Annotated in this window: 11 protein-coding genes; 4 read left to right on the plus strand and 7 right to left on the minus strand. The window is 73.3% G+C overall.

The annotated features are described in order from the left end of the window. Positions 1-32: 32 nt before the first annotated feature. Positions 33-2468: a beta-glucosidase family protein gene (locus tag SVTN_RS12020; protein WP_041129086.1), complete on the minus strand. Its 2436-nt coding sequence runs from the start codon at positions 2466-2468 to the stop codon at positions 33-35. 158 nt (positions 2469-2626) lie between these two features. Between SVTN_RS12020 and SVTN_RS12025 the strand changes: the two genes are divergently transcribed. Then, the gene (locus SVTN_RS12025; RefSeq protein WP_041129087.1) at positions 2627-3199 is read left to right on the plus strand and encodes a TetR/AcrR family transcriptional regulator; all 573 of its coding nucleotides are present in this window, start codon (positions 2627-2629) and stop codon (positions 3197-3199) included. Here the strand turns inward: SVTN_RS12025 and SVTN_RS12030 are convergent. Beyond that, a complete protein-coding gene (locus SVTN_RS12030) occupies positions 3196-3993 on the minus strand; it encodes an NAD(P)-dependent oxidoreductase (RefSeq protein WP_041129088.1) in 798 nt (265 codons plus the stop codon). The two genes, SVTN_RS12025 and SVTN_RS12030, sit on opposite strands and share 4 nt — an antisense overlap. A 58-nt stretch (positions 3994-4051) precedes the next feature. Here SVTN_RS12030 and SVTN_RS12035 point away from each other — a divergent pair, with 58 nt between their 5' ends. Both SVTN_RS12035 and SVTN_RS12040 read left to right on the plus strand, forming a co-directional pair. After that, the gene (locus SVTN_RS12035; RefSeq protein ID WP_041129089.1) at positions 4052-4960 is read left to right on the plus strand and encodes a LysR family transcriptional regulator; all 909 of its coding nucleotides are present in this window, start codon (positions 4052-4054) and stop codon (positions 4958-4960) included. A gap of 32 nt (positions 4961-4992) precedes the next feature. Continuing rightward, a complete protein-coding gene (locus SVTN_RS12040) occupies positions 4993-5706 on the plus strand; it encodes a carbon-nitrogen hydrolase family protein (protein ID WP_041133816.1) in 714 nt (237 codons plus the stop codon). 121 nt (positions 5707-5827) lie between these two features. Here the strand turns inward: SVTN_RS12040 and SVTN_RS12045 are convergent, their stop codons facing one another. Beyond that, positions 5828-8017 (minus strand): M4 family metallopeptidase, encoded by a 2190-nt coding sequence (locus SVTN_RS12045; RefSeq protein ID WP_245727517.1) that lies wholly within the window; start codon positions 8015-8017, stop codon positions 5828-5830. A gap of 138 nt (positions 8018-8155) precedes the next feature. On the opposite strand from SVTN_RS12045, the gene SVTN_RS12050 reads away from it, so the two are divergent. Continuing rightward, positions 8156-9118, plus strand: coding sequence for a LysR family transcriptional regulator (locus tag SVTN_RS12050; protein WP_041129090.1), 963 nt, complete (start codon positions 8156-8158; stop codon positions 9116-9118). Positions 9119-9213: 95 nt separating this feature from the next. On the opposite strand, the gene SVTN_RS12055 is transcribed toward SVTN_RS12050, so the two are convergent. The 4 genes from SVTN_RS12055 to SVTN_RS12070 all read right to left on the minus strand — a co-directional run bounded on the left by SVTN_RS12055 (position 9214) and on the right by SVTN_RS12070 (position 13369). After that, positions 9214-10065 carry an EI24 domain-containing protein gene (locus SVTN_RS12055; RefSeq protein WP_052499075.1) on the minus strand — a complete coding sequence of 284 codons (852 nt, stop codon included), beginning with the start codon at positions 10063-10065 and terminating at the stop codon, positions 9214-9216. Between the two features lie 9 nt (positions 10066-10074). After that, positions 10075-11739 carry a serine/threonine-protein kinase gene (locus SVTN_RS12060; protein WP_281192346.1) on the minus strand — a complete coding sequence of 555 codons (1665 nt, stop codon included), beginning with the start codon at positions 11737-11739 and terminating at the stop codon, positions 10075-10077. Positions 11740-11861: 122 nt separating this feature from the next. After that, complete coding sequence (locus SVTN_RS12065; protein WP_030693363.1) at positions 11862-12284, minus strand: organic hydroperoxide resistance protein; 423 nt, start codon at positions 12282-12284, stop codon at positions 11862-11864. Between the two features lie 65 nt (positions 12285-12349). Beyond that, complete coding sequence (locus SVTN_RS12070) at positions 12350-13369, minus strand: NADP-dependent oxidoreductase (RefSeq protein ID WP_041129091.1); 1020 nt, start codon at positions 13367-13369, stop codon at positions 12350-12352. Between the last annotated feature and the right edge of the window lie 58 nt (positions 13370-13427).

Genomic DNA, 13427 nt, shown 5'->3' on the forward strand with positions numbered 1-13427 from the left:
GGTTCCGCCCCGGGGCCGGTCATGGGCCCTGGTCAGACCTCCAGGGTGGCGGTCAGGCGGCCGTCCGTCAGGGAGTGGGCGGCGATGACCTCGTACGCGCCGCCGACGAGGGTCCAGTCGTGCTTCTCCTCGTCCCAGATCTCGAAGGCGCGGCGGGGCAGCGCGATCTCGGTCTCGACGGTCTCGCCGGGCGCGGCCTCGACGCCCGCGAAGGCGGCGAGCCAGCGGGCGGGGCGCTCGACGCCGTCCGCCACGGGCGCCAGGTAGATCTGGACGGTCTCGCGGCCGGGGCGCGCACCGGTGTTGGTGATCCGGACGGTGACCGTGTCCGGGGTGGCGTCCAGGGAGTCGTACGACCAGGTCGTGTAGCCGAGGCCGTGGCCGAAGGGGTACGCGGGGACGGCGCCGGACCTGTCCCAGGCGCGGTAGCCGATGAAGACTCCCTCGCTGTAGTGCAGTTCGCCGTCCGTCGGGGTGACCTCGGTGACGGGGGCGTCGGCGAGGGCGACGGGCCAGGTGGTGGGGAGGCGGCCTCCGGGCTCCTCGGCGCCGGTGAGGACGTCGGCGAGGGCGGCGCCGCCCTCCTGGCCGGGGAACCAGCTGAGCAGGACCGCGGCGACGTCCTCGCGCCAGGGCAGCTCGACCGGGGAGCCGGCGTTGACGACGACGACGGTGTTCGGGTTGACGGCGGCGACGGCCCGTACGAGGTCGTCCTGGCGGCCGGGGAGGGCGAGGTCCTTGCGGTCGAATCCCTCGGACTCGACGCGTTCGGTGGTGGCGACGACCACGACGGCGGTGTCGGCGGCGCGGGCGGCCTCGACGGCCTCGGCGATCAGTTCGTCGGGGTCACGGCGGGGAGCGAGGTGGACGAAGGAGAACATGACGGCCGGGAGCGGGGCCGCGAACTCCTTGTCCAGGGTGTGGAGCAGGGACACCTCGACGGTCTCGCCGGCGGTGAGCGCGACCTTGCCGCGCTCGACCGGGGAGCCGAAGAAGGCCTCGAAGGGGTCGGTCTCGGGGCCCAGGACCTGGGTGCCCTCGTAGACGGTCTGCCCGGCGACGGTGAGGGTGAAGGCGCCGAGGCCGCGGGTGCCGAAGGCGTGCTCGCCGGACTCGCGCGGGGTGAAGGTGCCGACGACCTCGATGGAGGCGAGGGCCTCGTGGGTGACGCCCTCGGGGAGGTCGTCGCCGATCCACTGGACCTGGCCGTTGGGCAGGGAGCCCTCGCCGAGGACGTGCCCGGCGGCGTCGCGGCAGCGGGCGCGGAGGGTGAAGCCCTGGTCGGCGGGGGCGAGTTCCTCGCTGGGGTCGGCGCCGATCGCGTAGCTCAGCGCGCCCTCGGGGAGGGCGGCGGCGAGGCCGTCGAGCGGGGAGACGACGTGGTCGGGGAAGACCTGGGCGGAGCCTCCGCCGAGGACGCGGGCGTCGCGGGCGGCGGCGCCGGAGAGGGCGACGGTGCCGGGCTTCAGGGGCAGGGCGCCGTTCTCGTTCCGTACGAGGACGAAGCCGCGGCGGGCGATCTCGCGGGCGAGGGCGTCGCCGTCGATGGCGGCGGGGTGTTCGGTGACGACCGGCGGGGCGCCTTCGAGGGCGCCGACGCGGGCGGCGAGCCGCAGCACGTTGCGTACGGCGGTGTCGACGGCGGACTCCTCGACCTCGCCGGCGCGGACGGCGGCGGCGAGGGCCGGGCCGTAGACGGTGTCGGGGCCGGGCATGGCGACGTCGAGGCCGCCCGTGATGTCGGCGGTGGTGTCGCGGGCGGCCATCCAGTCGGAGACGTTGTAGCCGTCGAAGCCCCACTCGCCGCGCAGGACCTCGTTGACGAGCTGGTGGTGCTCGGTCATCGTCACGCCGTTGACCTGGTTGTAGGCGGTCATGATGCCCCAGGGGTGGGCGTTCTTGACGATGGCCTCGAAGGGGGCGAGGTAGAGCTCGCGGAGCGGGCGCGGGGCGATCCGGTTGTCGACGGTGAAGCGGTCGGTCTCGGCGTCGTTGGCGACGAAGTGCTTGACGGTGGTGCCGACGCCGCCGTCCTGGACGCCCTGGACGTAGCCGGTGGCGACGGCGCCGGTGAGGTACGGGTCCTCGCTGTAGGCCTCGAAGTGGCGGCCGCCGAGCGGGGTGCGGTGCAGGTTGACCGTGGGCGCGAGGACGACGTGGACGCCCTTGCGGCGGGCCTCCTGGGCGAGGAGGCGGCCGGCCCGGCGGGCGAGCTCGGGGTCCCAGGCGGCGGCGAGGGCGGTCGGGGACGGGAGCGCCACGGACGGGTCGTCGGCGGTCCAGCGGACGCCGCGGACGCCGATGGGCCCGTCGGACATGACCAGGGACTTCAGGCCGATCTCCGGCAGGGCGGGCAGGGACCACATGTCCTGGCCCGCGAGCAGCCTGGTCTTGGCGTCCAGGTCGAGCTTGCCGAGCGCCGCCTCGACGACCGTGTTCCTGACCGCGTCCGCGCTGGTCTCCGCCATGGCCGTACCTCCTCGTTGACGTAACGAATGACCCCGATGCGCTCATCGTGCACCCACCTACCTGTAGATCGGTAGGTGACGTAATCATTCTGTTACTTCGCTGTCGTCGGGAGGGGGTACGGTCCTGTCGGACGAACCTGCGGAAGGGGGCCACGGCGATGGTGCGGGCCAGAAGTGAGGAGCGGCGCACGGACATCCTGCGCGCCGCCCTCGAAGTGATCGCCGAACGCGGCTACCGGGGCGCCACCCTCGGCGCCGTCGCCGAGCGCGTCGGGCTGACCCAGCAGGGACTGCTGCACTACTTCCCGACGAAGGAGGCGCTGCTCGTCGGGGTCCTGGAGGAGCGGGACCGCTGGGACACCAGCGGGGGCCGGGACCGGGAGGGCTGGCGGCTCGACCTCCTGGAATCGCTCGTCGAGTACAACGCGATGCGGCCGGGGATCGTGCAGACCTTCTCCGCGCTGCTCGGCGAGAGCGTCACCGACGGGCATCCGGCGCGCGAGTTCTTCACCGAGCGGTACGCGCAGGTGCGGGTCAACATGGCGGACATCCTGCGCGCGGAGTTCGGCGAGCGGCTGCCCGGTGGCCTCACCCCGGAGCGGGCGGCGCCGCTGCTCACGGCGGTGATGGACGGCCTCCAGTACCAGTGGCTCCTGGACCCGTCGGCGGTGGACATGCCGGGCGCCTTCCGGGACTTCCTGCGGCTGCTCGGCGGGGACGGCACCCGCTAGCGGACGATCGCCGCCACGTCCTCGGCGAGGAGGGCCGGGTCCTCCGTCAGGAAGGCGTGGACGGCCTCCAGGACGGGGAGCTTCGCCGCCGACGTGGCCAGGGCGACGTCCTTCGCGGCGAGGGCGACCGGGAAGTACGAGCCGGTGGCGGTGGCCCGGCCGACGGCACCCGCGAGGGGGCCCGCGCCGAGGGTGCGCAGGGCGAGCTCGCGGGGCAGGCCGAGGGAGCCGGCGAGCGTGAGGGCCTCGGCGACGAGGGCGACCCCGCCGATGGCGGCGTTGATGAGGACCAGCTTGAGCGCGGCGCCCATGCCGGGACCCCCGCAGGGCGTGACGGTCCCGAGCAGGTCGAGGACGGCGGCGACGGGCGCGGTGTCGCCGCCCGCGAGGATCATCAGCTCGCCGGCGGCGGCCCGGTCGACGCTGCCCATGACGGGCGCGTCGACGAGGGTGACCCCGGCGGGGATCCGGGCGGCGAGGGCGGCGACGGTGTCCGGGCCGACCGTGGAGGTGTCGACCCAGTGGGTGCCGGGCCGCAGCGCCGGGACCATCTCGTCCGCGACGGCGAGGGCGGCGGCCGGGTCCGCGAGCATCGTGACGACGACGTCGGCGTCCCGGACGGCCTCGGCGGGGGTCGCGGCGCGGACGGCGCCGTCGGCGACGAGGGCGTCGGCCTTGGCGGCCGTACGGTTCCAGACGGTCAGCGGGTGTCCGGCGTCGAGGAGGCGGCGGGCCATGGGCAGGCCCATGGAACCGAGGCCGAGGAAGGCGATCTTCTGAGGGGTGTTGTCCATGGCGTCGACGCTAGGACCGACTCCGACATGCGACAAGCGAATGTCTAGCATGCCTGCCATGCCCACTTCTCATGGCTTGTACGAGGTGTTCCTCGCCGTCGCCCGCGCGGGCTCCTTCACCGCCGCCGCCCGGCTCCTGGGCTACACGCAGTCCGCGGTCTCGCGGCAGATCCAGTCCCTGGAGGACGAGGTCGGCGCCGAGCTCTTCGAGCGGCTGCCGCGCGGGGTGCGGCTGAGCGAGGCCGGCCGGGTCCTCGTCCCGCACGCGGAGGCGGTCCGGGACCGGCTGGCCGCCGCCCGGGCGGAGTTGGAGGCACTGCGCTCCCTGGACGGCGGACTGCTGCGCCTCGGCTCCTTCTCCAGCGCCACGGCGGCCCTGGTGCCACGCGCGCAGGCCGTGTTCCGGGAGCGGCATCCGAGGGTGGCGGTCAGCCGGACGGAGGGGCCCTCCGCGAAGCACCTGCGCCTGATGGCCGCCGGGGAGGAGGACCTCGCGGTGGTCAGCCCGCCCCGGGACGCTCCCCCGCCGCCGGGCGTGACGCTGCACCACCTCCTGGACGAGCCGATGCTGGTGGCCCTGGGTCGGGGGCATCCACACGCGGGACGGCGGGCCATGCGGCTCGCGGAGCTCGCCGACGAGGAATGGATCGTCAGCAGCGAGCGCCTGGAGGACACCCTGTTCCGCCCGGCCGTCGCGTCGGGCTTCCGGCCGCGCACCGCGCTGCTCGTCCACGACTGGATCGCCAAGTTCGGCGCGGTCGCGGCGGGTCTCGGCGTCACGCTCGTACCGGCGCTCGCGGCGGCCTCGGTGCGCCCGGACGTCGTGCTCGTCACGATCCACCCGGAGGACGTCCCGTACCGCCCGATCTGCGCGGCCACCCCGCCGGTCCCCACGGTCGCGGCGACCGCCTTCCTCGCCGTGCTGCGCGAAACGGCGCAGGAGCTAACAGACTCAACCCTGTATTGACCCTTACACGACCGCGCGAGAGGATGGCGGTCATGTTCGTCGCAGCCACCCAGTTCGCCCCGGTCGCCGGGGACATCGACGCCAACGTCCGCACCATCGCCGATCTGGTCCGGGCGGCCGGGGCCGAGGGGGCCCGTGTGGTCGTCTTCGCCGAGCTCTGCCTGACCGGGTACGAGCCCTCCCTGATCCGGGACACCCCCGACCTGGTCCTCGCCGAGGACGACGCCCGCCTCGAACCCGTACGGGAGGCGTGCCGGGCCGCGGGCGCGGCGGCCGTCGTCAACGGGCCGGTGAGGAACGGCGGTTCGGGCGTCGGGATCACCACGCTCGTGATCGGCCCGGACGGCTCGCTCCTCGCCCGATACGACAAGCAGCACCTGTACGGGGTCGAGGCGGAGGTCTTCGCACCGGGCCCGGGCGACGGGCGGTTCGAGCTCGACGGGGTCCGGTTCGCCCTGGCCACCTGCTACGACAACCGCTTCCCGGAGCTCGCCGAGCGCGCCGCCGCCGACGACTGCTCGGCGTATCTGGCGAGTTCGGTGCTCTCCGCCGACAACGACTCCTTCGAGAAGGTGTATCCGGTACGGGCCCGGGACTTCGGCCTGTACGTGGTGCTCGGCAACGTGCTCGGGACCAACGAGGACGGGGTCGGCACGGGCGGGGCCGGCGCCTGGGGCCCGGACGGCGGGCGGATCGCGGACGCGGGTCCCGAGGAGCCGGGGTTCGTGCTCGCCGAGGTGGGCTGAGCACGGAGGAAGGGCCGGACGGTCGTGGGACATACGACCGCCCGGCCCTCCGGGGAGGCCGTTCGCGGAACCCCCGGTCCGCGACGGCCCACCCCGCCCCCGTTACGGGGTGCTCAGCCCCTTACGGGGCGCTCAGGCCCAGCGTGTACGCGCCGGAGCCGCTGTACGCGTGGACCACGTACCGGTAGTAGCCCGCGGTGCCGTAGTAGCTGGTGTCCTCGTCGGCGGTCGCCGTGCCGCCGACGGCCACGTCCACCCAGGTCGACCCGTTCCACTTCTGCAGGTACAGGTCGAAGTCGGCGCCGGCCGGGCCGCGCAGGCAGCCCACGTGGGTGCCGGAGGTCGCCGAGTAGTAGTACGAGCCGTCGGGCTGGGCCTCGGCCCCGCCGTCCGTCAGCGAACCCTGGTACGTGTACTGGGTGTTGTCACAGCCGGTGGGCGGGGTCGTGGTGCCGACCGACAGCTGGTAGGTGACCGTGTGGGTGGCGGAGCCCGTACCGGTGACGGTGATCGGGTACGTGCCGTTGGCCGTGCCCGCGGCGACCTGGACGGTCATCGTGGACGAGGAGCCCGAGGTCACCGAGGCGGGGCTGAAGGAGACGGTGACCCCGCTCGGGGCGCCGCTCGCGGAGAGCTGCACGGTCTGCGCGCTGCCGCCGGTGGTGGAGGTGTTCACCGTGGAGGTGACGGAGGCACCCGGCTGCACCGAGCCCGAGGACGGGTTCAGGGCGAGCGAGAAGTCCGGCGTCGTCGTGCCGCCGCAGTCGGTCTCACCGGACTGGGCCGGCACGCCGACCGCGTTCCAGGCCGCCTTCACGGCGTTGCACTCGGCGCTGCCGTAGGTGTTCTTGGCGCTGGTCAGGGTCGCCTTGCGGGCGGCGAGGTGGTTCCAGGAGGAGGTCTTCATGAGCAGGGCGCCCATGAAGATCTTGCCGGCCTTCTGGATGCCGATGCCGGTCACGGAGGAGGGCCCGCCGGAACATATCGGGCTGCTGGGCTTGCCGCCGCCCGGGTTGGAGCCCTCGGCGAGCAGGTAGAACCAGTGGTTCTGCGGGCCGGCCCCTGCGTGCACCTCGGTGTTGGAGGTCAACTGGGGGTAGCAGTTGGGGGCGTTGTCGGCGAGCGAGGGGTTGTACATGTAGCGGATCGGCTTGTTGTCGCCGAGGAAGTTCAGCTTCTCGCCGACCGTGTAGTCCGGGGTGTCGTTCGGGTTGTTGGCGTAGTGCTCGGTGAGCGCGCCGAAGATGTCGCCCGTCGACTCGTTCATGCCGCCGTTCTCGTTGGACGAGCCCGAGCTGCCCGGCGTCTTGTCGAAGATCTCGTGGCCGTACTCGTGCGCCACGACGTCGATGCCGGTGAGCTGCATGCTGCTGTTCTGGTTGTGGCCGTACGTGGTCTTCGTACCGTCGTAGTACGCGTTGACCTCGCCGAGGCCCGCGCGGGCCGGGACCATGCCGCCCTGGCCGTTCTGGCCGTTGTAGCCGAACCACTCCTTGAGCATGGAGTGTTCCTTCTGCGCCGCGTACATGATGTCGACGCAGGCGGTCACCAGATCGTTGGCGGTGCCGTTGCCCCACGGCGAGGAGCCCGTGTAGGCGCTGCCGTTCTGGCCGCCGCACTTGAAGCCGGAGCGGTTGGGGTCGGTCATGGAGGTGGCGGCGGTGTCGATGGTGACGTTGCCGTTGTGGTAGCCGCGGCCGTCGGCGTGCAGGATCTTGTCGGTGGCGCGGGCGACGGACCCGGTGCGCGCGTCGACGAAGGTATCGAGCGAGCTCGGGGCGTCCTGCGCGGTGCGGCCGATGACCAGGGTGTGCCAGGTGAGGACGGCCTTGCCGCCCTTCAGGAGCACGGTCAGCTCCGGGGCGCTCGCGCTCTCCACCGAGGCCAGCTGCTTCCGGGCGGTGGCGAGGGCCGCCTCGGCCGTCACCTTCGCCTTCGTGGAGAGCTTGATGGCGGGGGCGGGGGCGCCGGTGACCTCGCGGACCTTGCCGGAGCTGTCGGAGACGACGACCGCGTCGCCGCCGACGACCGGGAGGCCGCGGTAGGTGCGCTCGTACGAGGCGTAGTACAGGCCGTTCGTCCAGGGGGTGACGGACGTCCGGACGAGGTCCTCGTCGGCGCCGTGCCGCAGCTCGTCGAGACCGCTGCTCGCGGCCTTGTCGGCGGCGGCGAGGGCGAGCGCCTTGCCGTGGCCCGGCGGTACGGGCTGCGCCTGCGGGGTCGCCGCGGTCGCCGGTCCGACGAGTGCGGTCGCGAGGCTCGCCGAGAGCGCCAGGGCGGCCACGGCCGCCGTGAGTCTGGTCGGGTGCAACGTCGTGCTCCGTTCAAGGGTGGGGGAGACGGATCGTCGCGCCGAGTATGGGCGTGGACATGGCGAGTTCGGGACATCTCATGCGGCATAAGACACGGGTTATGGTGCAGACCAGCCACCGCTGCGTACGCTGCTGAAATGCAGCTGGAGTTGAGGCATCTAGAGGCCGTCTGCCGGATAGCCGAAGCCGGCAGCCTGGGGCGGGCCGCAGGGCGGCTCGGGGTCTCGCAGCCGGCGCTCTCCGCGCAGCTCCGCCGCATCGAGCGGGTCGCGGGCGGGGAGCTCTTCCTACGCGGCCGGCACGGGGTGGAGCCCACCCCGCTGGGCGAGTTCGTGCTCTCCAAGGCGCGGCTCGTGCTCGGCGAGATGGACGCGCTGGCCGCCGGGGCGCGGGCCGCCGCCCCGCACACCCCGCTGCGGCTCGGCTGCATCCTGCTCGTCCTCGTCGACCGGCTGCTCGGGGAACTGGAGCAGGTCGTGACGGGGCGGGAGATCGCCGTCACCGTGGAGCACTCGGCGACGACGCTGACCCGGCAGCTCGGCGCGGGACGGTACGACGCCGTGCTGTACGGGGAGGTCAACGACCACGAGGTGCCGCTGCCCGAGGGCACTTCGGCCCGCACGCTCGTCCCCAAGGAGCCGTTCTGCGTGCGGCTCTCGGCGGCGCACCCACTGGCGGGCCGGGAGCGGATCGCGCTCGCCGAGCTCGCGGGCGAGTCGTGGATGACGCTGGTGGAGGACGACGACGGCGGGCCGGAGGCGCTGGTCGCGGCCTGCGAGAAGGCCGGGTTCACGCCCTCGCTGCGGCACCGGGTCGCCGACCGGAAGATGCACTACGACCTGATCGCGTCGGGCCGGGCGATCTCGATGAGCCAGCCGACGGCCCCGGCGGCCGAGGGCACGGTCCTGCGCCCCCTGGAGGGCGACCCGGTGACGGGGCGGATCCGGCTCGCCTGGAACCGGGCGGCGGTCCCCGCCCCGCAGGCGGAGCTGCTGTACGGGGCGGCGGCCCGCGCCTATCTGGCGAACGTCGACAACAACGCCTTCCACCGGGCCTGGTGGGACGCGCGGCCGGAACTGCACCCGGTCTTCGAACCCTGAGGGGCCACGGGGCCGGGTACCCGTCCGGGTTCGACCGGGTGCTCCTCCGGGGTCGACCGGGTGCTCCTCCGGGATCGACCGGGTGCTCCTCCGGATCAGCCGTGCGAGGGGTTCCCGGCCGTGTGACGGTAGGCGGCGCCGCCGTCGACCGGGCGGTCGCCGCCTTCCCGGTCGTCCTCCCGGTCGTCCTCCTCGGCACCGTCCCCCGCCGTCTCGCCGCGCAGGTCACGGGCCATCAGGGTGGCTCCGGCGACCGCTCCCGGCATGAGGAAGACGGCGACGAAGGGCACCAGGAAGGCGAGCGTCAGCGGAACGCCGAAGCCCAGGGCGGCCATCCGGCGCCCGCGGAGCAGCCGCAGCCGCTCCTTCAGCTCGACGCCCCGGCGCTGGAGCGCGACGGCCGTCAGCTCCTCGGTGAGGAAGAAGCCGGAGACGCAGAAGCCGATGGCGGGGACGACGGTCTGGCCGATGACGGGGATGAACCCGCAGGCGAAGAGCAGTACGCCGTACAGCGCGACCCGCAGCAGGATCCGCAGGCTGTCGCGGGCCGAGATCCACAGCTCGCGCCAGAGCGGCAGGCCCGACTCGGGGACCTCGCCGCCCTCGCTGCGGTCGACCTCCTCGGAGAGCGACTCGTAGAAGGGCTGGCCGACGAGGAGGGTCACGGCGGTGAAGGTGATCACCGCGAGGAAGAGCCCGAAGGCGAAGACCAGCGCGGTCAGGGTGCCGCGGAAGATGCCGAGCCAGGGCGAGGACCAGTCGTCGGCGAACGGCGTCGCCCACGCGGTCAGGTCGTCGGCGCCGTAGCCGAGGCCGACGAGCGCCGCCGCGTAGAGGACGAGCGTCACGAGCCCGGGCAGCAGCCCGAAGCCGAGCCACCGCCCGTGCCGGCCGACCCACTTCTGGCCCTGTACCAGGTACTTGAAACCCACCCCGAGATCACGCATGGGGCCACCCTAACCGCCGGTCGTACGGAAGGATTCCAGGGCGTCGTCGAAGCGGATGCGGCCCTCCTCGGAGCGGTCCACCGGGGCGGACACCCACACGTCGTACAGCGTCCCGCCCTTCTCCCAGCAGACGTCGATGGTGTGCCGGGGGCCCTCGGCGCCGGTGAAGCCGTTCCAGGTGAACTCCCAGCGGGCGGCGGGCAGTCCCCTGTGCGTCGTCTCCTGGACCAGGGCGTCGCGGTACCCCGGGTTGCTCTGCGGACCGTTCTCGTCGGAGGTGCGCATCACCCCGATCGCCCCGCCGGGCGGGATCGGCCGGATCCGCACCCCGACCCGTACGGCCCCGTCCGACGAGGTGTAGAACACCCGGACGCCGTCGCTCGAGCGGGTCGCCCCGACGGGGACGAGCAGGGCGAAGCCGCTCGCGTCGGTGACCTCCCTGGACGGGTACCGGTCCGCTTCGGAGCCGGGAGCGGCGCCGGCCGTCGAGGCGGCGGTGGAAGGCGGGGCGGAAGTGGGGGCCGGGGTGGTCGTGGCCGGTGCGGAGCTCGTCGTGGAGCCGACCGTGCCGGACGGACGCCCCGCCGCCCCCGTCGGCGGCTCGTCCTTCATCGCGACCAGCACCGCCACCGTCGCCGCGGCGGCGCAGACCGCGACGGCGGCGGCCACGAACGGCAGCGCCTTCGGTCTCCGGCTCCCGCTCCCCCGGTCGCCGGTGGCCGTGTCCGGGACGGCGGCGAGGGCTGCGACAGCGGCAGCGGCCGGAACCGCCGGGTCCGGAACCATGGCCCGGTCCCGTACCGCCGTCACGACGGTCGCGCGTGCGGTCGGAGCGGGGGCCGGCGCCCCCGGGTCCTCCCCCGCGGCGCAGGCGGCGAGCAGCCGGCGGGCCTCGGCGGCGCCCAGGCGCAGGGCCGGGTCCCGTTCGAGGAGGCCCTGGACGACGGGGACGAGCGGCCCCATCCGTTCGGACGGCCGGATCTCCTCGTACACGATCGCGTGCAGGACCGCGCCGATCGAGTCCCGGCGGAACGGCGAGGTGCCCGTCGCCGCCGCGCAGAGCAGCGCGCCGAGCGACCACAGGTCGGAGGCGGGTCCCGCGTCGCCGCCCTGCATCCGCTCCGGTGCCGTGTACTCCGGGGTGCCGATGAAGACCCCGGTCCGGCTGAGCGTCGCGGCCCCGGGGAGGCTGGCGATGCCGAAGTCGGTGAGCACCGCCCGGCCGGTGTCCTTCTCCAGGAGGACGTTGGCGGGCTTCACGTCCCGGTGCAGGACGTTGCGGGCGTGGGCGGCGGACAGGGCGTCGAGCAGGTCGAGCCCGAGCCGCGCGGTCTCGCGCGGGGACAGGACCCCGCCGGCGGCGAGGCGGTCGGCGAGCGAGCCGCCGTCGACCAGCTCCATCACCAGGGCGGGCCGTCCCTCGTGCTCGACGACGTCGTGGACGACGATCACGTGCGGGTGGCGGACCTGGGCGACGACCCGGGCCTCCCGCAGGGCGTCCGCCGGGTCGGCGCCGGAGTCGAGCGCGAGCGTCTTGACGGCGACCGGGCGCCCGAGGAGCTCGTCGGTGGCCCGCCGGACGACGCCCATGCCGCCCTGGCCGAGCCGCTCGCCGAGGCGGTACCGCCCGCCGATCAGCTCCGGATCGGCCTGTTCCGGCCCGTTGTACGACACCACTCGCTCCCCCCGTCCGCCGTCCGCCGGACACGGACATGATGCCGCAGTGCGTCCGCACACGGCGAGGGCCGCACCCCCTGTCGGTGGGGGTGCGGCCCTCGCTCCGCGCGCGTCCGGGATCAGACGGCGAGCTCGACCGTGATGTTGCCGCGGGTCGCCTTGGAGTACGGGCAGACCTGGTGGGCCTTCTCGATCAGGCTCTTGGCGGTCTCGGCGTCCACGTTCGGGATGGTCGCCGAGATCTTGACGATGATGCCGAAGCCGTCGTCGTTCTTGCCGATGCCGACCTCGGCGGTGACCGTCGAGCCGGACACGTCGGCGTTCTCGTTGCGGGCGACGACGCCGAGCGCGCCCTGGAAGCAGGCGCTGTAGCCGGCCGCGAAGAGCTGCTCGGGGTTGGTGCCCGCGCCGGAGCCGCCCATGGCCTTGGGCGGGTTCACGACGACGTCGAGCTGACCGTCGTCGGTGGCGACACGGCCGTCACGGCCGTTCTCGGCGGTGGCGACGGCGGTGTACAGGACGTCGGAGTGCTGGATCGACATGCTGTTGTCTTCCTTCTTCGTTCCGTCGACGACTCGCGCCCACGATCGCGACGGCTGAGGGAAGACTAGCGGGTCGTCGAGACGATCATCTTTCCGGTGTTGTCGCCGCGCAGCAGGCCGAGGAAGGCGTCCACGCCGTTCTCGATGCCCTCGACGAAGGTCTCGCGGTGCTTCAGCTCGCCCGAGGCGAGCCAGCCGCCGACCTCCTGGACGAACTGGTTCTGCAGGCCGTAGTGGTCGCCGACGAGGACGCCCTGGAGCCGGAGCCGCTTGCCGATGATCATCGCCATGTTGCGCGGGCCGGGAACCGGCTCGGTGTCGTTGTACTGGGCGATCATGCCGCAGATGGTCGCGCGGCCGTGCACGTTGAGCGAGGAGATCGCGGCTTCGAGGTGGTCCCCGCCGACGTTGTCGAAGTAGACGTCGATGCCGTCCGGGGCGGCCTCGCGGAGCTGGTCCTTGACCGGGCCGTTCTTGTAGTTGAACGCGGCGTCGAAGCCGAGCTCCTCGACGAGGAACTTGACCTTCTCGTCGGAGCCGGCGGAGCCGATGACGCGGGAGGCGCCCTTGAGCTTCGCCATCTGGCCGACCTGGCTGCCGACGGCACCGGCCGCGCCGGAGACGAAGACGGCGTCGCCCTCCTTGAAGGAGGCGACCTCGAAGAGGCCCGCGTAGGCCGTGAGGCCGGTCATGCCGAGCACGCCGAGGTACGCGGAGAGGGGCGCGAGCGCCGGGTCGACCTTGGTGGCCTGCTGGGCCGGGACGTCGGCGTACTCGCGCCAGCCGAGGCCGTGCAGGACGTGGTCGCCGACGGCGAAGCCCTCGGCGTTGGAGGCGACGACCTCGCCGACCGCGCCGCCGTCCATGGGCTGGTCGAGCTTGAAGGGCGGGATGTACGACTTCACGTCGTTCATCCGGCCGCGCATGTACGGGTCGACGGAGAAGTGCAGGTTGCGCACGAGGATCCGGCCCTCGGCGGGCGCGGCGACCGGGGTCTCGCGCAGGGCGAAGTCCGCCGGCACGGGCCAGCCGTGCGGACGGGCGACGAGGTGCCACTCACGGCTGGACGCGGGAAGAACGGACATGAGCACGGCCTCCAGGCAAAGCTTGACATCACAAAAGGTTCACTGACTGAAACAACCA

The organism is Streptomyces vietnamensis (assembly GCF_000830005.1).
GTDB lineage: Bacteria > Actinomycetota > Actinomycetes > Streptomycetales > Streptomycetaceae > Streptomyces > Streptomyces vietnamensis.

Excerpts from the sequence above, each read along its gene's own strand:
- SVTN_RS12020 (WP_041129086.1), bottom strand. The coding sequence starts at position 2,468 with ATGGCGGAGACCAGCGCGGACGCGGTCAGGAACACGGTCGTCGAGGCG.
- SVTN_RS12025 (WP_041129087.1), top strand. The coding sequence starts at position 2,627 with ATGGTGCGGGCCAGAAGTGAGGAGCGGCGCACGGACATCCTGCGCGCC.
- SVTN_RS12030 (WP_041129088.1), bottom strand. The coding sequence starts at position 3,993 with ATGGACAACACCCCTCAGAAGATCGCCTTCCTCGGCCTCGGTTCCATG.
- SVTN_RS12035 (WP_041129089.1), top strand. The coding sequence starts at position 4,052 with ATGCCCACTTCTCATGGCTTGTACGAGGTGTTCCTCGCCGTCGCCCGC.
- SVTN_RS12040 (WP_041133816.1), top strand. The coding sequence starts at position 4,993 with ATGTTCGTCGCAGCCACCCAGTTCGCCCCGGTCGCCGGGGACATCGAC.
- SVTN_RS12050 (WP_041129090.1), top strand. The coding sequence starts at position 8,156 with ATGCAGCTGGAGTTGAGGCATCTAGAGGCCGTCTGCCGGATAGCCGAA.
- SVTN_RS12055 (WP_052499075.1), bottom strand. The coding sequence starts at position 10,065 with ATGCGTGATCTCGGGGTGGGTTTCAAGTACCTGGTACAGGGCCAGAAG.
- SVTN_RS12065 (WP_030693363.1), bottom strand. The coding sequence starts at position 12,284 with ATGTCGATCCAGCACTCCGACGTCCTGTACACCGCCGTCGCCACCGCC.
- SVTN_RS12070 (WP_041129091.1), bottom strand. The coding sequence starts at position 13,369 with ATGTCCGTTCTTCCCGCGTCCAGCCGTGAGTGGCACCTCGTCGCCCGT.